The sequence below is a fragment of the Paenibacillus xerothermodurans genome (assembly GCF_002220865.2).
GTDB lineage: Bacteria > Bacillota > Bacilli > Paenibacillales > NBRC-103111 > Paenibacillus_S > Paenibacillus_S xerothermodurans.
Window position 1 is genome coordinate 67024 of sequence record NZ_NHRJ02000017.1, and the last position, 19109, is coordinate 86132.

General features: G+C 49.6%; 16 protein-coding genes, 2 tRNA genes and 1 rRNA gene. 7 read left to right on the forward strand and 12 right to left on the reverse strand.

Translation table 11 applies throughout. From position 1 onward, the window contains the following. Positions 1 to 3 precede the first annotated feature (3 nt). From prfA to CBW46_RS18810, 3 genes are all read right to left on the reverse strand, one after another. Entirely contained in the window at positions 4 to 1077 is a 1074-nt protein-coding gene (gene prfA / locus CBW46_RS18800; RefSeq protein ID WP_089201509.1) for a peptide chain release factor 1, read from the reverse strand. A gap of 207 nt (positions 1078 to 1284) precedes the next feature. Next, positions 1285 to 2385 carry a redox-regulated ATPase YchF gene (ychF, locus tag CBW46_RS18805; protein ID WP_089201510.1) on the reverse strand — a complete coding sequence of 367 codons (1101 nt, stop codon included), beginning with the start codon at positions 2383 to 2385 and terminating at the stop codon, positions 1285 to 1287. A 129-nt stretch (positions 2386 to 2514) separates the two neighbouring features. Next, a complete protein-coding gene (locus tag CBW46_RS18810; protein ID WP_243633396.1) occupies positions 2515 to 3222 on the reverse strand; it encodes a peptidoglycan recognition protein family protein in 708 nt (235 codons plus the stop codon). A 303-nt stretch (positions 3223 to 3525) separates the two neighbouring features. Between CBW46_RS18810 and CBW46_RS18815 the strand changes: the two genes are divergently transcribed. After that, positions 3526 to 3963, forward strand: a complete 438-nt coding sequence (locus CBW46_RS18815) for a thiol-disulfide oxidoreductase DCC family protein (protein ID WP_089201512.1) — start codon at positions 3526 to 3528, stop codon at positions 3961 to 3963. Positions 3964 to 4163: 200 nt separating this feature from the next. Beyond that, positions 4164 to 4622, forward strand: coding sequence for a tRNA adenosine(34) deaminase TadA (gene tadA, locus CBW46_RS18820; RefSeq protein ID WP_089201513.1), 459 nt, complete (start codon positions 4164 to 4166; stop codon positions 4620 to 4622). A 413-nt stretch (positions 4623 to 5035) separates the two neighbouring features. On the opposite strand, the gene CBW46_RS18825 is transcribed toward tadA, so the two are convergent. Next, positions 5036 to 5112: transfer RNA gene (locus CBW46_RS18825), tRNA-Arg, on the reverse strand. A 283-nt stretch (positions 5113 to 5395) separates the two neighbouring features. Here CBW46_RS18825 and CBW46_RS18835 point away from each other — a divergent pair. The 5 genes from CBW46_RS18835 (at position 5396) to CBW46_RS18855 (ending at position 11784) form a co-directional block, all read left to right on the forward strand. After that, positions 5396 to 6370: an ABC transporter permease gene (locus CBW46_RS18835; RefSeq protein WP_243633397.1), complete on the forward strand. Its 975-nt coding sequence runs from the start codon at positions 5396 to 5398 to the stop codon at positions 6368 to 6370. Positions 6371 to 6388: 18 nt separating this feature from the next. Continuing rightward, on the forward strand, positions 6389 to 7267 hold the full coding sequence (locus CBW46_RS18840; protein ID WP_089201515.1) for a carbohydrate ABC transporter permease: 879 nt from the start codon (positions 6389 to 6391) through the stop codon (positions 7265 to 7267). Between the two features lie 59 nt (positions 7268 to 7326). After that, positions 7327 to 8850 (forward strand): extracellular solute-binding protein, encoded by a 1524-nt coding sequence (locus CBW46_RS18845; protein WP_243633398.1) that lies wholly within the window; start codon positions 7327 to 7329, stop codon positions 8848 to 8850. Between the two features lie 103 nt (positions 8851 to 8953). Beyond that, a complete protein-coding gene (locus CBW46_RS18850; protein ID WP_089201516.1) occupies positions 8954 to 11329 on the forward strand; it encodes a helix-turn-helix domain-containing protein in 2376 nt (791 codons plus the stop codon). A 263-nt stretch (positions 11330 to 11592) separates the two neighbouring features. Beyond that, complete coding sequence (locus tag CBW46_RS18855; protein WP_243633399.1) at positions 11593 to 11784, forward strand: hypothetical protein; 192 nt, start codon at positions 11593 to 11595, stop codon at positions 11782 to 11784. A 3-nt stretch (positions 11785 to 11787) separates the two neighbouring features. On the opposite strand, the gene CBW46_RS18860 is transcribed toward CBW46_RS18855, so the two are convergent. The 8 genes from CBW46_RS18860 to rrf form a co-directional block, all read right to left on the reverse strand. Further along, positions 11788 to 11991: a hypothetical protein gene (locus CBW46_RS18860; RefSeq protein ID WP_089201518.1), complete on the reverse strand. Its 204-nt coding sequence runs from the start codon at positions 11989 to 11991 to the stop codon at positions 11788 to 11790. 851 nt (positions 11992 to 12842) lie between these two features. Then, positions 12843 to 12932, reverse strand: a tRNA-Ser gene (locus tag CBW46_RS18865). A 47-nt stretch (positions 12933 to 12979) separates the two neighbouring features. After that, on the reverse strand, positions 12980 to 14260 hold the full coding sequence (gene serS / locus CBW46_RS18870) for a serine--tRNA ligase (protein WP_089201519.1): 1281 nt from the start codon (positions 14258 to 14260) through the stop codon (positions 12980 to 12982). Continuing rightward, positions 14254 to 14844, reverse strand: coding sequence for a pyridoxal 5'-phosphate synthase glutaminase subunit PdxT (gene pdxT, locus CBW46_RS18875; RefSeq protein WP_089201520.1), 591 nt, complete (start codon positions 14842 to 14844; stop codon positions 14254 to 14256). Before pdxT ends, serS begins: the two co-directional genes overlap by 7 nt. A gap of 24 nt (positions 14845 to 14868) precedes the next feature. After that, positions 14869 to 15750, reverse strand: a complete 882-nt coding sequence (gene pdxS, locus CBW46_RS18880; protein ID WP_089201521.1) for a pyridoxal 5'-phosphate synthase lyase subunit PdxS — start codon at positions 15748 to 15750, stop codon at positions 14869 to 14871. A 118-nt stretch (positions 15751 to 15868) separates the two neighbouring features. After that, positions 15869 to 17143, reverse strand: a complete 1275-nt coding sequence (locus CBW46_RS18885; RefSeq protein WP_243633400.1) for a D-alanyl-D-alanine carboxypeptidase family protein — start codon at positions 17141 to 17143, stop codon at positions 15869 to 15871. 152 nt (positions 17144 to 17295) lie between these two features. After that, a complete protein-coding gene (gene guaB, locus CBW46_RS18890; protein WP_089201522.1) occupies positions 17296 to 18753 on the reverse strand; it encodes an IMP dehydrogenase in 1458 nt (485 codons plus the stop codon). A 210-nt stretch (positions 18754 to 18963) separates the two neighbouring features. Beyond that, a 5S ribosomal RNA gene (gene rrf, locus CBW46_RS18895) occupies positions 18964 to 19080 on the reverse strand. Positions 19081 to 19109 lie beyond the last annotated feature (29 nt).

The window sequence follows — 19109 nt, forward strand, 5'->3', positions numbered from 1 at the left end:
GGTTTACTCTTGGTCTCCTTTTTCCATCAACTCGGATTGCGCAGCAAGCGTCAACGCGGATACGATTTCGTCCATCTCACCATTTAACACCGCATCCAAACGATGGAGGGTCAAACCGATCCGGTGATCCGTCACTCGGCTCTGCGGGAAGTTGTACGTGCGGATCCGCTCGCTGCGGTCCCCAGTACCTACCTTACTCTTTCGCTCGCCTGCGTACTTAGACATTTCCTCCTGCTGCATCTTATCGTAGATACGTGCACGCAGCACCTGCAACGCTTTCTCTTTGTTGGAGTTTTGCGACTTACCGTCTTGGCAAGTTGCGACAATTCCGGTTGGAATATGGGTTACCCGCACGGCCGACTTCGTTGTGTTAACCGATTGGCCGCCCGCGCCGCTGGAGCAGAACGTATCTACACGAATATCATTGTCATTGATCTCAATATCAATGTCTTCCATCTCCGGCAGTACCGCTACCGTTGATGTCGATGTATGAATCCGGCCGCCTGATTCCGTCGTTGGAATCCTCTGCACACGGTGCGCTCCGCTTTCGAACTTCAGCTTACTGTACGCGCCTTTGCCGTTCACCTGAAATATAATTTCCTTGAATCCGCCTAAATCATTCATGTTGACATCCAGTATTTCCGTTCGCCACCCCTGCATGTCAGCGTATTTCGTATACATACGGTACAGGTCGGAAGCGAATAATGCTGCTTCATCTCCGCCGGCCGCGCCCCGAATCTCAACGATAACGTTCTTATCATCATTCGGATCTTTCGGCAGCATCAAGATATGAATACGTTCCTCCAGCTCCTCTTTCCGCTGAATGAGCTCCTCCAGCTCCATTTTCACAAGCTCCCGCATTTCATCATCCAACTTCTCATTTTGCATGGCTCGTGCCGCTTCATATTGCTCTACAACACTTTTATACTCGATGTAAGCCTCATAAGACTCCTGCAAATCAGACTGCTCTTTGGAAAACTCACGCAGCTTCTTCGTATCACTGGTCACATCGGGATCGCATAGCAATTCGCTCAACTTGTCATAGCGGTCCGCGAGAGATTGTAGTCTGTCTAACATATTAATCACCCCTTATCTAACAATGTCATTATTTTGAATATGTTTTCACATCATACACATGTATTACTGGAGAAGGGCCGAGGCTCCGCCCTATGGACGACGAAAGCGCCGTAAGGGGATCTCCGCCCTGCTCTTATCACATTTGTCTGCTAAAACAAGTTCGGCCGTATTTGACACGCGTTGGTCAACCCGTGGCCGGTTGACGGACTACACGTTGAAGCGGAAATGCATCACGTCGCCGTCTTTGACAACGTAATCTTTTCCTTCCAACCGCACCTGACCTCTTTCCTTGGCCGTATTCATTGAACCTGCGTTGATTAAATCGTCGTAAGATACCACCTCGGCACGAATGAAGCCACGCTCAAAATCAGTGTGAATAACGCCTGCCGCTTGAGGTGCTTTGGTGCCCTTGCGAATTGTCCACGCCCGGACTTCCTGCACGCCCGCCGTGAAATAAGTGTACAACCCAAGCAGCTTGTACGCAGCTTTGATCAGTCGGTTTAAGCCGGATTCCTTTAGTCCGAGCTCTTCGAGGAACATCTCTTTGTCCTCGCCTTCGAGCTCAGCGATTTCAGACTCTACCTTAGCGCTGATCGGCACAACGTCCGCGCCCTCTTTGGCCGCATATTCGCGTACCTTTTGCACAAGTGGATTGTCTTCCGCGTTAGCTACTTCATCTTCACTGACGTTCGCGGCATAAAGCATCGGCTTCATCGTCAGCAGATGCAAATCGCGGATCAATAGCTTCTCATCATCACTCAGCTCAACACTGCGCGCAGGTTGATCGTTGTACAACGCTTCCTTAATGCGTTCAAGACACTCAACTTCAGCGGCATACTTTTTGTCGCCGCCCTTCATGTTTTTGCGGGAACGTTCGATCCGCTTCTCGACGGATTCCAAGTCCGCCAAAATCAGCTCCAGGTTGATCGTTTCGATATCACTGATCGGATCAACCGCGCCGGATACATGCGTAATATTCTCATCTTGAAAGCAGCGTACCACGTGAACGATCGCATCAACTTCCCGAATATGAGCAAGGAACTTGTTGCCGAGCCCTTCGCCTTTGCTCGCACCTTTCACGAGACCGGCGATATCAACGAACTCGAATGCCGTAGGTACGACATTTTTCGGTTCCACAAGCTCTGTCAGCTTGACCAAGCGCTCATCAGGAACTTCAACCACGCCCACGTTCGGGTCTATCGTACAGAAAGGGTAGTTTGCCGACTCTGCGCCTGCTTGTGTAATTGCATTAAACAAAGTGGATTTCCCTACGTTCGGCAGACCCACGATCCCTGCTTTTAAAGCCATATATAGGACAACTCCTTAATCATCATGATCTATATCCCTAAATAGTTATTATATCGCATAAGCATGGCGTATGTCACGTATCTGTCCGTTTTTTCCCACGGTGCGTGCCCGGCGGCATGGAAGTTCAGTTCACTGCAGCGGTTGTCCCGACCGACGTCTTAATTCGTTAGCCAAACGGTTAAACTCTGTGCGTGCCTCCGCGACCTCAGTTGCCATATAACCCGCCGACAAAAAACGGATAATCTTATTTGCATCCTCAGGTGCGATGACATCGGGCGGATTGTCCGATCTGATACAGGCTGCATATTCTGCCGTCACGTCCTCTATGAAATCGCGGAACGTTTTGCCGAGCAGCTGCAGCGCCCCTTTGGGATCAGTCCTCCGCGCCGGATCCAACTCGAAATGTCCTGCTATATCCACGCTGGGATTTAGGTTATAGGTATAGCAAGCAAAAGCAATAAGCCAGACATAACGACTATAAGCCTGCTTGATATCAATACTGCCTCCATGGCAGAGCTCTATGCCTCCTGCCGCATCGTTGGCGTCCACCCCGTAGCGCTGATTGTCACCCGGCACATTATAACGCACATGCCATGCTTTCTCCGGACGCGCCGTTAAGAATGGGATACACTCAAGAATTTGCTTATCATCCACGAAAATATGAGCTGATGCCTCCTGTGCGTTGCGCGTATTTTGATAATAAGCAACGTTGCCGGCGGCGGTAGAGCCCGGATTTCCCGTGTCATGAGCGACAATGAATCGGCAAGGCTGCATAGGCGCGGTTGGTCTGCGCTTGCTCGGCCCGGACAAATATCTCGGCACAATATCGTATTTCATCAAGAATGCCACCTGGCACCATCCCCCTCGTCCTTTTTTTTAATTTATGTAGAAGGGGGTCGCCCCACCCGTAGCGTTCACCCGGCGTCGTAGAAAACACTCGGTTGTCCATTGCGGATGAGAGCCTACACGCGGTTTCCAGCTGCCTTGCCATACATCCGGTTTGTGGTTATCGTTAGAACTAACCCTTGCGGGCACCGAGCTTAAGGAACGTTGTGATGGCAGTAATCGCTGTGCTTGGAGGTGTTTTTTAGCGGCTGCGGGGGTGCAGCCGTACACTACAACAACGAGGTGATCCTAACGATGGCTAGTGACGAGGCAAAAAATCGCTCTGCCGCAGGTGCCGCCCACTGTATCGTGCTGTTTGATGGCGTGTGCAGCTTTTGTAACGGTTGGGTTCAATTCTTGATTAAACGCGATCAACGGGATGTGTTCCGTTTTGCTGCCCTGCAGTCGGACTTCGCTCAATCCCTGCTTGCTGCTCATGGAGTTGAAAGCGGTGAGATGAATTCAGTCGTGGCGGTGGAGGGAACCAAGCTGTTCGACAAATCGGGCGCGGTACTGCATATTTTCAAGCGATTGGGCGGTATGTGGAAGCTATTGTTTATATTCTCCGTAGTGCCGCGGCCGGTCAGAGATGCCGTGTATCTCTGGATAGCACGCCGCCGCTACCAATGGTTTGGCAAATACGATAGCTGCATGCTGCCGACCGATAGCATGAAGCGTAAATTTATTGACTAAGCTGTGAATAAAGGATTGCTTGGCTCACTGCCCGAATTTGCCCACTTTTTGAGGGTAATCAGGCTGCCAATATCCCCAACTTTTATTATAAAGTGTGCATAACAGGCTACTTATCCACAAGCTTATCCACAGCATGTTAACAAACGAATATTTGTTCGCGCAGTATCCACAAGGACAAGTCGAAAAGAGGCATAATCCACATGTTGACACATGAATTGTTTATGAAGGAAGCGATCGAGGAAGCACGTAAAGCCGAGGCACTCAGGGAAGTCCCCATCGGAGCGGTGATCGTATGGAACGATGAAATCATAGGACGCGGCCACAATTTGCGTGAAACGTCCATGGACCCATTGGCGCATGCCGAACTGATTGCCATCAAAGAAGCCAGCGAATATCTCAATGCCTGGCGCTTGCTCGATTGCAAACTATATGTGACCCTTGAACCGTGCCCAATGTGTGCGGGCGCCATAGTACAATCGCGCGTGCCCCAAGTGATCTACGGCACGCCCGACCCAAAGGCCGGCTGTGCCGGTACCCTGATGAACCTGCTGCAGGAGGAGCGATTCAATCATCAAGTAGATATCGTGAGCGGCGTTCTTCGTGAGGAATGCAGTACCATGCTTATCCAGTTTTTTCGCCGGCTCCGGGGCAAGTCATAAAGCGCGGGCGTCACTCCCGTGCACCCTGCTCTTGACCTAAGATTGAATCCCGCCGTTATCGCTGCGGATCTCGTTGTCCACGGCGCTGCCCAGCACCAAGGTCACGTTCATCCATGGATAAAATGAATCTAATCGGCAGTTTCTGGTGTTGAACGGTGCGCCTCTTGAAACTACACCTGATGAATTGTTTGGAGGTGGCGATTCACGCAGCCACGCACGAAATTTGATATGACCAATTAATAAGTTACAGGGGTGCCCTCCGGCGCCTCTTTTTTTTCTGCCACAAAAAATTGCAATAGATAACGCGCTGTCGGCGCTTAGCCTCGGCTATAGACCCCTGAGCGTATAGCGCGGCCTGCACACAACAAAAAAAGGCCCACGCGGGGCCTCTCACTGTTCATTACGACTATGTATGGCGCGCCCGATACGATTCGAACGTACGACCTGCAGTTTAGGAAACTGTCGCTCTATCCTGCTGAGCTACGGGCGCGCGGCGAAGGTCATTATACCATGAATCCATGTGTTTCGCAAGCGAACACGGCTCTGGTTCCCCCGCCTTCATCCGGCCTGGTTACCCGTCTGATGGCCGCGAACATTCATCAATCAGCTGCGGTTCGGCAACAAAATGTTATCCGTGGAAATTGGCGAGCAAAAAGTAACCACCTGTGGAAATACAATGCCAAATTGATTGATTGTCGGAAATTAACTGTTGAACTAAGGTTAAATAAAGCGCTTGCACATGCGCGAATCAATTATACGAAGGAGGATATTGTATGGCACAAAAGCTAGTGAATGCTCACGACAGTCCCCTGAATACCACCTCATCAGTGGCTCACGCAAGAAGAACTGCGATATGGGCAGGCATGAAAAGAGACAAGTTTTTGTACTTGCTCGCACTTCCCGGATTGTTATATTTTTTAATTTTTCGTTATGTGCCGATGTGGGGGATCATCATCTCTTTTCAGAACTACTCACCGTATCAAGGTTTTTGGAACAGCCCATGGGTTGGCTTCGATCACTTCCAGCGGTTTTTCTCAAACCCCGATTTTCTCATTTTATTCCGAAACACAATGGCGATAAACGTGCTCAGCCTAGTGTTTTTCTTCCCGCTTCCGATTTTCTTGGCCATTCTGTTGAACGAATTAAAAAAAGTGGCTTATAAAAAAATCATCCAATCGGTGGTTTATCTGCCGCACTTCTTGTCGTGGGTCATCATTGTCGGCATCACGTTTATTCTGATGTCGACAGGCGATGGGGTTATAAACAAGGTGCTCGTTATGCTCGGGCTGGACAAGATTGATTTTCTGACCAACAAAAATTACTTCTGGGGCATATTGACCCTGCAGTCGATATGGAAGGACGCGGGCTGGGGGACGATCATCTTTCTTGCTGCGATAGCGGGCGTTGACCCGCAACTGTACGAAGCGGCCAAAATCGACGGAGCCAATCGGTTTAGACAAATGTGCCACGTAACACTGCCTGCGATGCGGTCGGTCATCATTATTCTGCTGATTTTAAGAATCGGCCACATCATGGATGTCGGCTTTGAACAGGTGTTTCTCATGATGAACGGTGCTGTATCCGAGGTCGCAGACGTGTTCGACACGTACGTGTACCGCCTCGGAGTCAAACAGGGGCAATTCAGCTACAGTACCGCCGTTGGGTTGTTTAAATCCGTCGTTGGGCTGATTCTTGTCATAGGTGCGAATAAACTAGCCAAAAAATTTGGAGAAGACGGAGTCTACTAAATGAGGAGGTCTCGCATCATGAAAGAAAGTCTGGGTGACCGCATATTTTCACTGGCAAACGTTATTTTTCTTGGATTTATCGGTGCCGTTACCTTTTTCCCGCTGTATTATGTGTTTGTCGTGTCCTTCACTCATCCTTCCGAGTACATCAAAGGCGGATTAATTCTGTTCCCATCTCAGTGGAGCCTCGACTCGTACAAGTATCTACTCTCCACCAACGCCTTCATCCGTGCCATCGGCAATAGTGCGTTTCTGGCGATCGTGGGTACGGCACTGAGTCTGCTTGTCACTTCCGGTTTGTCGTACGCCGTATCCAGAAGACGGCTGCAGGGGCGACGCGCGTTTATGCTGCTCATCCTGCTCACTACCTTGTTCAACCCCGGCATAATACCGCCGTATTTGTTAGTGCGCGATTTGCATTTGATTAACAGTATTTGGTCGTTGATCCTGCCGGTGCTGACCAGCGGATGGTATGTGCTTCTTATGAAAGGTTTTTTCGATAGCATACCCGCCAGTCTGGAGGAAGCCGCCCGAATCGACGGATGCAGCGACGTAAGTGTGTGGTATCGTATTATCCTGCCGTTATCACTCCCTTCGCTGGCCGCATTCGGTTTGTTCTACGCGGTGGCCTACTGGAACACATTTTTCACAGCGCTGCTCTACATAAATGATTTCACAAAACATCCTCTGCAGGTGCTGCTGCAAAACATGCTGATCGATGCCTCTACCGCCGCCGGTGGTGCGGCCGCTGCGGAGATGATGTCCGAGCAAAGATTGCCTGCGGAAACGCTGAAAATGGCGGCGGTCGTTATAGCCACAACGCCTATCGTTCTGGTATATCCGTTTTTGCAGAAGCACTTCGCAAAGGGTGCCATGGTGGGTTCCGTAAAGGAATAAAACGTATTTCCCTGAAAAGGACGTATCACTCTAAAAACAAAGGGAGGTTCATTACCACTATGCAAATGAAAAAAAGATTGGCTCTGTCGACAGTAATTGCGTTATTGACGACCTCTATCCTTGCCGCGTGCAGTGGCAAACAGGCGGACTCGGGAGGCACTGAAGGGGACGCCGCTTCACCGCTTGAGATCAGCATCATGTCCATGTACTACACGCCTGAGCCCCCGGGCCCCGACAATGTAATTGTTAAGGAAATTGAGAAAAGAACGAACACGAAGCTAAAAATCACTTGGGTGTCGCCAAATAGCTATGCTGACAAAGTTAATGTCACCCTCGCGTCCGGGGATATTCCGGACCTGATGCTCGTGGACGATCCGTTCACTGCGCAAGTGCGCACCATGGTCAGCCAGGGGGCTGTGTGGGATTTGACGCCGTACATCAAGGATTATCCGAATCTGATGAAATTCCCAGAAGACACGTGGAACAACACCAAACAGGCCGACGGCAAAAATTATGGTATCCCTCGTGTCCGACCTCTCGAAGGCGGCGGCTTCATTTACCTGCGCAAAGATTGGCTCGACCAGCTTCAACTGCAAGTTCCGCAGACAACCGATGAGTTGTATACCGTGTTGAAAGCGTTTGTGGAACAGGATCCCAACGGAAATGGTCAGAAAGACACGACGGGGCTTGCTGTATTTGTCGACCAGCAGACGATGCAGTGGATGTCTGAACTGCAAAACTCGTTCACTAAGACGAAGGGGGATTGGAAAATAATCGACGGCAAGTTGGTCAATGTCCACCTGCTGCCCGAGATGAAAGAAGCGCTAGCGTGGTTTAACCGGGCGTATAATGAAAAGCTCATTCCAGAAGATTTTGCGGTCCTAAAGAACAGCCAGGCCAAAGATCTCATGAAAGCGAACCGTGCCGGCGGCGCCCAAGATACGGTAGAGGCCGCGTGGGAGCCTACCGAAGAGCTTCGAAAAACAATTCCGCAAGCCGATATGCTGCCACTTGTGTCTCTCAATGGATACGTCAATAGAGATTCCGGATTTTTTGGGATGTTCGTGATTCCGAAAACCGTGCCGGAGGACAAAATGAAACGGCTGCTGCAGTTTATGGATTACGGTACGTCGGACGAAGGCAGTGATCTGGCTAACTACGGGTTAAAGGATGTGCATTACACCGAGCAGAACGGCGTGAAAATTTCCACCGAACAGGCGAAAAAGGACATAGTTGCCCAACAGGCGTTCGGCCAAATATTCTCAAAGTACGATAAATACCTGCGCGCATGGAGAGTCGGTATGCCTATCGATGTGTTTGAGCGAAACAAAAAAATTATCGATGAAAGAGCCACGCGCAGTGTGCCCGACCCGAGTGTAGGTCTTAATTCGGACACAAACACTCAGGTGGGAACCGAGCTGCGAAAGAAAATCCAGGATATGAAGACGAAGGTCATCATGGGCAAAGCACCTATAAGTGCGTGGGATGAGTTTGCAAACAAATTAAAAAATGATCCGGATATGATTAAAATAACGAATGAAATTAACGCCTCGTATCAACAACGCTTGGCAGCCGTGAATTAATCCGTCATTTCGCTTGCACTTTCGTGCCCGTAACTTCGGCATGGGAGTGCTTTTCTCATCTTAGGATGTGAAACCCTGCGTAAGTAATGTAGAATGGTGATACATGGAAAAATGGGGGGGGAAGCATGTGACCAACTGGATGGGGAATCTACTGCATTGGTGGAATCAACGTTCTATGAAAGGAAACTTTTTTCGCCAAAGTCTAATCATTGTCCTCTGTATCACCAGCCTTCCCACGGCAGCTGTGGGCTTCAGCGCGTACCTCATGGGAAAAAAGCATATTGAACAGGAGGTGAACCGCACCCAGCAAGTGCTGCTCACCAAGGCACTGCAGCGCATGAACGATGATTTAACCCATTTGGAACTGACAGCTACGCAATGGGCGTTCAACCCGAACTTTGATCAACAGCTGCGAGATGTGAGTTTAAAGGAACGCTATGACATCACTTACTCGCTTTACCGATCGCTGATGGTCATGAAGGGCTCCTTCCCGCTGATCAGCGAAGTTTATTTGTTTGTTAACGGACCCGCCCCACAGATCGTCTCTGACACAGATGGCGTCTTCTCGATACAGAAGGTAGAGCAACAAACACAGTACCAGTCCTTGCTTACCCATAATAGGGGTGCCTTCTGGCTGGACGACTTTCCGCCCTTTGACCCCAAGGACGACTCATCTATTGTCCTGGTTCATAAGCTGCCGGGCATCGGCGAGCCCTATGGTGCCCTCATCATCTGTTTGGATAAAACCAAGCTGGTGCAGCTCGTCAAAGAGCTGTCGTCGGATGACCAGGGAGGTTCTTTCATTGTCGCTGAGGACGGTGATTTTATCGTTAGAGGCAGTACCGACCCGAAACGGCCAACCAATTTTGAAAACGCTTTAAAGGGGGCGGTCATGCACCGCGCTTCAGATACTGATGCCTTCTTGTTTTCCTGGGAAAACCGCACCTATTCTGTCAGTTACGGAGAATTCTCGCGGCTAGGGCTGAAGTGGAAATACGTCACCGCCACCCCGCTCACACAAATTACCCAGCCTGTCGTTATCGCATCGCGGATCATTTTGGCAATCAGCTTCATGGGGTTACTGATAGCCGCCGTGTTGTCATGGCTGGCTTCTAAAAGGCTCTACCGGCCGATACGGCATTTGGTAAGTTTGTTTCATGATACAAAAACATCCCAAGGCGGCATGAAAAATGAAATTGAATTTATTGCGGCACAATGGAGAGACCTTACGAGGGAAAGCGAGGAACTGCACAGCAAGCTCCAACAGGCTTATCCGTCCTTGCGGGCTGGCTTTTTGATTCAACTGTCCCAAGGCCATTATTACTCGTTAACGGAGGAGGAGCTTCGGCAGCGAATGGAAACCTTCGGTTGGCACCTTAAAGACAAAGGTTTTGTGTTCATACTGATTCAAATTTCCGGGTTGTCCTACCCAGAGGGCAAGTTCGCGGACACTGACGAGCAATTGGTCACCTTTGCGGCTGCCAATATTGCTCAGGAGATTCTTGGCCACGAAGACCAGCAGGCTGATGTTATTAACTTTCAAGATTTGTCCCTCGGTATACTTATGACCCATTCACTGACAAACTCCGACAGCCAGATTAACTCAGACACCGCTCAGTTAGCGCAAAAATTATCTGACACATTCAGCTCACTGTTGAAAGTATACTGCACGTGCTGCATAGGCCGGTTTACCCCGAACATAAAAGATATCCCGGATTCTCTGCAAAGTTTGAGACAGGCAATGCGATACCGCGATTTACAGGCCGATAATCAAATACTTATCCTCGATGAGCTGCTGCCCGAGGGCTATCGCGGCGTGCACTATCCCTTCCAACTGGAAAAAGAAATCATTCACGCCTTACGCATGGGTTTAAGACAGGAATCGATGCGGCTCATTCAGCCGTTCATAGACGAACTAGTGCACCGGTCAGGAAAAGAGAAATTGGTGCAGGCAGGAGTACTTCAGCTGCTGGGAAGCATCCAGCATACGATCCTGGAGACCGGCTATCATCCGCTGTACTTATACAATGGCGGCAACTTGTATGAGCAGCTTCACAAAATGCGGGAGCCGGAAAAAATGGTGCAATGGTTCCAACACAAAGTGATTCAACCCTACTTGGATCAATTGACCAACGATCAGGATTTGAAAACGAAACGGTTGGTTGAAAAAGTAATAGATCACTTGAAAGCTCATTTGATGGCTGACATATCCCTTGAGCAATGCGCTTCTCTCTTTGGCGTAAGCCATTACACACTCAGCAAAGCATTCAAGCAAATCACAGGCGTCAATTTTATTGATTACATCACCCAGCTCCGTATTGAAAAAACGAAAGAGCTTCTATACGATCCGAGCTTAAAGATAAATGACATAGCGGAAAAAATCGGCTACCGTCCATCTTATCTGATACGCTTGTTCAAAAAGCATGAGGGTGTCACACCCGGTCAATACAGAGAACAGCTTCAAGCCGTCAAGAAATGATCCGCCAACCGCGGCGTTGAATCTGCTCTGGCCTGCATGCTTGCTTCTATGATATGTTATTCTGATGACTGGATTGATATAATTTTTCCATTAACATGCAATACTCTACTGCATGAAAAAGTGACTATATGTTACAATGAAGGTATGATTTCAACTACAATGTTCTACAATTTTTTGTGCCGATTTAGGAGCAGTTTCCGTCATAAACTACAAATCATTTAGAACACACAATGTAGGACGTATACTACTATGAGTTAAGGTGTGTGGCATCTTTGGAAATCTATCAATTTTACATTGTCTACGATGAATTTACTATCACCGTATGCTCCTGCCTGGACGATGCAGTGGAAGAACTGGCGCTCGGAAGTAAACTCTACGGTTTCACCGACGATGAGAATATGGCACAAAAGCTTCTGAGGGAATGTTTCCATTTTGTCTCCTCCGGCCCTATGTAATACTCATGCCGTACACCTGGCTTGCATCTGTTGCTTATCTGATGGCGTAGCCAACAGCTGCTTCACGCCTGCATGCCATTTCCTCTCCGGCGGTATGCGATGCGGTGTCGCCGCAATTACCAGCCATCGCAACGCAGCAGTAGCAAGCTGCTTCATATGCTCTGTCGAACTATTTTTCAACTGCTCGCACGTGTTCGAAATACGCAACAGCTTGTGCTCCACGGCTCTCTCAATACTGTACAGCTGCTGGACATGGCCTTGCGAAGTGCTGCAGCCTGCTCGACGCGGTCTTTCAACGCGCTCAGCCGCTTATGCTACACGCCCTCACGAAGTACTCATTAGCTGCTTGAACACGTCCTTTTGCCCGTGCTACAGCTACTCAGCGTTGCCTTCCAACGCTCTCAGCCGCTTGTGTGCGACACGCTCTCTCGAAGCACTCATTAGCTGCTGCAACACGTCCTATCGCCGTGCTACAGCTGCCCAGCACCGCCTTTCAACGCGCTCAGCCGCTTGTGTGCGACACGCTCTCACGAAGCACTCATTAGCGCGTCAACACGTCCTCTCACCGTGCTACAGCTGCTCAGCATTGCCTTTCAACGCGCTCAGTCGCTTGTGCTACACGCCCTCACAAAGCACTCATTAGCTGCTTCAACACATCCTATCGCCGTGCTGCAGCCTGCTCAACGCGGTCTTTCGCCGCACTTCGCCGCTTGTTTGCTACACGTCCTCACGAAGCCTCAGTGAACTGCTTCAACACGTCCTTTTGCCTATCGCTGCACAGCCGCGTAGTCCGCGGTTCTAGGACAATTCGGGCGAGCGTGGATCGAAGCCGAACGGCGGTATGCTCTTGTTCCCTCAGATCTTTGTGCCGGAGCGTACGAATTGGCGCTCAATCAAACATGCATATTATGTCACCGCCCGCTAACAGCTATGCCACGTTCTAACACGAAAAAAATTAAAAAAGCTGCACACTTCTTATAGTAAGAAGCGCACAGCTTTGGCTCATATTCTAAGTTTAAGTTGAAAGTTTAAGTATCATCTATTCAAAAATGAATAAATGGCGGAGAGGGTGGGATTCGAACCCACGGTGACCTCACGACCACGGCGGTTTTCAAGACCGCTGCCTTAAACCACTCGACCACCTCTCCGGGTCACAACAACCATTGTATCACACAGTATCAAGCAATATCAAGTTCTAATTTTTACCGATTTGTGTGATATTGTTCATGTAGGGCCGCAGAACTTCTGGAATGACGATACTTCCGTCTTCCTGCTGATAATTTTCCATTATCGCCGCCACAGTCCTTCCCAACGCCAATCCAGAACCATTCAACGTATGAACAAATTCAGGTTTTGCTTTTGTATCCCGGCGGAAACGAATATTCGCCCGACGAGCCTGAAAATCCTCGAAATTACTACAGGATGAAATCTCACGATACGTCTGGCTGTTCGGTAGCCAAACCTCCAAATCGTAGGTTTTAGCTGCGGAAAAGCCGAGATCCGCCGAGCATAACGTCATTACACGGTACGGGAGTTTCAACAGCCGCAGTACCCTCTCTGCGTTCTCGGTGAGCTTCTCCAACTCGTTGTATGACTCCTCAGGCGCAGAGAACTTGACCAATTCGATCTTATTGAACTGATGCTGGCGAATAAGTCCCCGGGTATCTCGACCCGCTGAGCCCGCCTCAGAACGGAAGCACGCGCTAAAGGCGACGAAATACTTCGGCAGTTCCCCCATTGTTAAGATATCATCCCGATGATAGTTAGTCACCGGTACCTCTGCTGTTGGAATCAAAAAGTAATCGGTGTCGGTCAATTTAAACACGTCTTCTTCGAACTTTGGCAATTGCCCCGTTCCGGTGAGGCTTTCGCGGTTCACTATATAAGGTGGAAGAATCTCCTGATAACCATGCTCGTCACTATGCAGATCCATCATAAAGTTGATCAGGGCCCTTTCCAGGCGTGCGCCCAGTCCTTTATAAAACACGAACCGAGATCCAGTCACTTTCGCAGCTGCCTCAAAATCCAAAATGCCCAGTTCCTGCGCGATATCCCAATGCGCCTTCGGTTCGAAGGAAAATGCTCGTGGCTCGCCCGCACGTCGGATCTCCACATTGTCGTCTTCCGAATTACCTACTGGTACGGTTTCATGTGGCAGATTGGGCAAAGCCATCACAATACTGTTGATCTCCGCCTCAAGCTCCCGAATTTCATCGTCCAACAGTTTAATCCGGTCCCCCACGCCCTTCATTTCTTCAATCAGCGCGTTTGCATCCTCTTTTGCCTTCTTGCGGGCGGCTACTTCCTGGGAGACGGTGTTTCGGCGGTTTTTTAGCTGCTCCACCTCTTGCAACAGTTCTCTGCGCTTAGTGTCCAAGCTGGTGAAACGCCCAAGATTCTCCAATGTCTCGCCGCGGCTCCGCATTGCTTGCTCCACGCGATCCAAATCGTTCCGTAATAGTTTCACATCTAACAAGGAGACCCCTCCTGCTTCGTTTCACGTACCATCTCCAAGAAATACGCATGCATCCGCTCATCGTCCGTTAGCTCAGGATGAAATGAAGCGGCCAGCAGATGTCCCTGTCGGGCCGCTACGATTTGATCCCGGTATGTCGCCAGCACGTCCACGTCCGGCCCTACTTCTTCAATCAGAGGAGCCCGAATAAACACAGCTCGAACGTCTTCAGCAACTCCCTTAATAGGCAAATCCGTTTCAAAGCTTTCCCGTTGTCTGCCGAATGCGTTTCTAGCGACTTTGATGTTCATTAACTGCAGATGGGCTTCCGGTTGGCCGACGATATCTTTTGCAATAACTATTAAACCTGCACACGTACCAAAAACCGGCTTTCCTTGTGCAGAAAGATTACGGAGTTCCTCCATGAAGCCGTAGGTTCTCATCAACTTGCCGATCGTCGTGCTTTCGCCACCCGGAATGATAATGCCGTCGATTTCGCTTAACTGCTCAGTTTTCTTCACGGCGATGCCTTCCGCACCGGCCTTTTCAATCAACTTGACATGCTCGGCCACGGCCCCTTGGAGGGCCAAAACGCCTATTTTCATTATTGTTCACCTTCTTGCGGACGATTACCAGCCGCGCTCCTGCATACGCTGGGTGGCGTCCAACTTGGAAATTTCAATGCCTTTCATCGGTGTGCCCAAGTTTTTGGAAACACGAGCGATCAATTCATAGTCAGTGTGATGCGTGGTCGCCTCAACAATCGCCTTCGCGAATTTCTCAGGATTCTCCGACTTGAATATACCCGATCCTACGAATACGCCGTCGGAGCCCAAATGCATCATCAGCGCTGCGTCAGCTGGAGTCGCTACGCCCCCGGCAGCGAAGTTCACAACAGGCAGCTTGCCGGTTTCGTGCACCTGCAGCAGCAGTTCGTACGGTGCGCCCAGATTTTTTGCTTCCGCCATCAGCTCATCCTTGGACATCGCCTGAACCTTCTTAATTTGACCGACCATCATGCGCATATGCCGTACAGCTTCTACGATATTGCCGGTGCCCGGTTCGCCTTTCGTGCGGATCATGGAAGCACCTTCACCAATTCGGCGCAGCGCCTCACCCAAGTCTCTGGCTCCGCAAACGAACGGCACCGTGAACTCTCTCTTGTTAATGTGAAATACTTCGTCTGCTGGTGTGAGTACTTCACTCTCATCAATGTAGTCCACACCCATGGACTCGAGTACCTTTGCTTCAATGAAATGTCCAATACGCGCTTTCGCCATCACCGGGATGGACACAGCGGCCATTACTTCCTCCATTACTGTAGGATCCGCCATACGTGCTACACCGCCGGCTGCACGAATATCCGACGGCACTCGCTCCAAAGCCATGACAGCTGAAGCGCCCGCTGCTTCCGCAATTTTGGCTTGCTCGGCATTCATGACGTCCATAATTACGCCGCCTTTTTGCATTTCAGCCATACCTTTTTTAACTCGCGATGTTCCTGTTTCCATTTCCGGCTCCTCCAAACATATCTCGAATAAATTTATTTAAATCCAGTCAACGGATAAACTACTAAACAATTATTTTACAGGAATCCCTATGAATACACAACCAGGTCACAGGTGGTTTTTATTGCTTGTCGCCGCCGGATACCATATCGACGAAGAACTCTCCAATCGAGCGGAACAGGAGTCTGAACCAACTGCCCTTCTCTACCTCTTGTGCTGCAATTAAGTTGGCCACTTGCTCTTGTCCTTCGTAGGTCACCTTCACCGTTCCGACTACGGTATCCTTCGCTATCGGTGCCACCAATTTGCTCTCTTCAGCCGGCTCTGCAGTGACCACAAAGTTCTCCGGTGTGGCGCCCTTTTTTGCGACAATAGAGATACCGGTTTCGGTGACAACAGGAACCTGCTTTTCAACACCTTTTTTAATGTTTACAACTTTCAGGGAATCTATTTCCTGTTTAGGGGCAATCACTTGCTTCAATTCGAAATTATTAAATCCGTAGTCCAAAACCTTTCTTGTTTCTTCAAACCGCTTTGGCTCCGTCGGTGTGCCCATTACCACGCTAATCAGGCGCAGCCCGTTGCGTTCCGCCGTACCCGTGAAACAGTAGCCAGCATCGTCAGTGGAGCCCGTCTTCAGGCCATCCAGACCTGTGTAGGCATATCTTCTGAAATTGACATTGTCCTTGTTTCCCTCAAGCATCCAGTTCCAGTTAATCATGGGAGCCTTGTCGGCTTCGCGAAACTTTTTCGACGGCGTGCTGGTAAACTCTAGAATTTCTTTGTGATCTTTGAGAATATTATATGCGATAAGTGCGGCGTCTTTTGCCGTAAGAAGCGTTTCACCTTGCAGTTCTGTCGGTGCATACTGCCCTAAGTCAGCCCTCGACAATCCGGTTGCATTGATGAAATTTGCATGCTCGGACAATCCGAATTCTCTCGCCTTGGCGTTCATCATTTTTGCGAACTCTTCCTCCGACCCCGCGATGAACTCAGCTAGAGCCACAGAGGCATCATTCGATGAATAAATCGACATCGCAGCAAACATATCCCTCACAGTGGCCTGTTCGCCAAGCGCGAGAAGCTGCCCTGACCCGATAACGTCGGCGGCGTATGGGCTGGCTGTCACCATATCCTCCCATTTAAATTTCCCGCTTTTTACCGCTTCCATAACTAGATATTCTGTCATCATTTTGGCCATACTAGCTGGCGGCAGGGGCGTGTCCGCATTATTTTCGTACAAAACCTGACCGGTGCTCGCCTCTATTAGAATAGCAGACTTTGCATTAAGATTTAAATCCGGTGCATTAGCCGCCATTGCCTGTTTCGGTGGGGAAACAAACATGGAAAATTGCAGAATCATAGCACCAATCAAAACGATAGAAACGCGTCTCACAGACAAAAACAATGTTCTCACTCCTCTTAGTAATGTGCTGCACGATGTTGAAGAAACACGTAATTTCTATTGTACCATAAGCACCAAAAGCTGTTCAAAGAAAAAACGACACCTATCCTGGTGTCGTCTCCGGTTGTGCTGTCACTTTTTGCTTACAGAGAGTAGTTCGGTGCTTCTTTGGTAATTTGGACATCGTGCGGATGGCTCTCCCTCAAACCTGCACCCGTGATACGGATAAAGGAGGTGTCATTAATCAACTCTTGTATCGTGCGAGCGCCACAGTAACCCATACCGGAACGTAAACCGCCAATCAACTGGTATATCGTATCAGCCAATGGCCCTTTGTAAGCGACACGCCCCTCGATACCCTCAGGTACCAGCTTACTTTCATTCTCTTGGAAATAACGGTCTTTGCTGCCTTCCTTCATGGCACCCAGTGACCCCATTCCACGATAAACCTTAAACTTCCGGCCTTGATAAATTTCCGATTCTCCGGGGCTCTCATCTGTTCCGGCAAACAAGCTTCCTATCATAACTGCACTAGCTCCAGCGGCGATCGCTTTGGCCACGTCACCGGAGTATTTTATCCCGCCGTCCGCGATGATTGGAACGTTATACTCTCTGGCTACAGATGCGCAGTCATAGATAGCTGTTATCTGAGGCACACCGATACCGGCGATGACGCGAGTTGTGCAGATGGAGCCAGGCCCAATGCCCACCTTGACCATAGAAGCTCCGGCTTCAATCAAATCCCTTGTGCCATCTCCTGTCGCAACATTACCCGCACAAATAGGGAGGTCCGGGTACGCTTCACGCAGTCTTCTCACGGTATTGAGGATGTTAATATGGTGCCCATGAGCAGAGTCCACCACGAGCATGTCCACGCCCGCTTGCACTAATGCTGCAGCACGTTCCATCATATCTTTCGACACGCCCACCGCCGCGCCGACCACCAAGCGACCATGCTTGTCCTTTGCAGAATTAGGAAACTGTATCGCCTTCTCGATGTCCTTTATGGTGATTAGGCCCTTCAGCGTGAAATTTTCATCCACGAGTGGCAGCTTTTCAATCTTGTGCTTTTGCAAAATGCCCTCTGCTTGCTGCAGCGTTGTGCCAACGGGAGCCGTGACTAAGTTGTCGCGTGTCATCACCTCTTTGATCTTTATCGAATAATCATGGACAAACCGAAGGTCACGGTTCGTGAGGATGCCAACCAATTTCCGGTTCTCATCACAGATAGGCACACCGGAAATTCGGTATTTCGCCATCAACTCTTCCGCGTCATACACGTGATGTTCCGGGGTAAGCGAGAAAGGATTTGTGATTACGCCGCTTTCCGACCGTTTTACCCGATCCACTTCTTCCGCTTGCTGTGCCACGGACATATTCTTATGGATGATGCCAATGCCGCCTTCACGTGCCATCGCAATTGCCAGAGCGGCCTCCGTCACAGTGTCCATCGCCGAACTTAATAAAGGAATGTTCAATTTTATATTATTCGTTAACTGTGTTGAGATATCAATTTCCTTACCGAAAACCTCCGACTTACGCGGCACCAATAATACGTCATCAAAAGTCAAACCTTCTTTAGCAAATTTTGTTTCCCACACGAACTTTGTCCTCCCTCGTATTCTTGGCTTGCCCGTAGATATTATTGCAATATTAACAAAAGGCTAATTTTCATGTCAAGCATCTGTGCCACAACCACACAACGCGGAAGTGACACAGGCATAGTCATATCATATACCTTTGACATCCTGTCAACTCCAAAGTCAATATGAAAAAACCGCTTGGATGAATCCAAAGCGGCTTTTGTATTTGCTTGGCAACGTCCTACTCTCCCAAGACCCTGCGGTCTAAGTACCATCGGCGCTGGAGGGCTTAACGGTCGTGTTCGAGATGGGAACGCGTGGTTCCCCTCCGCCATCATCACCAAACGTATTCAGTTGTTCAGGTTCCCGGATGG

Coding starts and splice junctions, on each gene's coding strand:
- prfA (WP_089201509.1), bottom strand. CDS start 1,077: ATGTTAGACAGACTACAATCTCTCGCGGACCGCTATGACAAGTTGAGC.
- ychF (WP_089201510.1), bottom strand. CDS start 2,385: ATGGCTTTAAAAGCAGGGATCGTGGGTCTGCCGAACGTAGGGAAATCC.
- CBW46_RS18810 (WP_243633396.1), bottom strand. CDS start 3,222: ATGAAATACGATATTGTGCCGAGATATTTGTCCGGGCCGAGCAAGCGC.
- CBW46_RS18815 (WP_089201512.1), top strand. CDS start 3,526: ATGGCTAGTGACGAGGCAAAAAATCGCTCTGCCGCAGGTGCCGCCCAC.
- tadA (WP_089201513.1), top strand. CDS start 4,164: ATGTTGACACATGAATTGTTTATGAAGGAAGCGATCGAGGAAGCACGT.
- CBW46_RS18835 (WP_243633397.1), top strand. CDS start 5,396: ATGGCACAAAAGCTAGTGAATGCTCACGACAGTCCCCTGAATACCACC.
- CBW46_RS18840 (WP_089201515.1), top strand. CDS start 6,389: ATGAAAGAAAGTCTGGGTGACCGCATATTTTCACTGGCAAACGTTATT.
- CBW46_RS18845 (WP_243633398.1), top strand. CDS start 7,327: ATGCAAATGAAAAAAAGATTGGCTCTGTCGACAGTAATTGCGTTATTG.
- CBW46_RS18850 (WP_089201516.1), top strand. CDS start 8,954: ATGGAAAAATGGGGGGGGAAGCATGTGACCAACTGGATGGGGAATCTA.
- pdxT (WP_089201520.1), bottom strand. CDS start 14,844: ATGAAAATAGGCGTTTTGGCCCTCCAAGGGGCCGTGGCCGAGCATGTC.
- pdxS (WP_089201521.1), bottom strand. CDS start 15,750: ATGGAAACAGGAACATCGCGAGTTAAAAAAGGTATGGCTGAAATGCAA.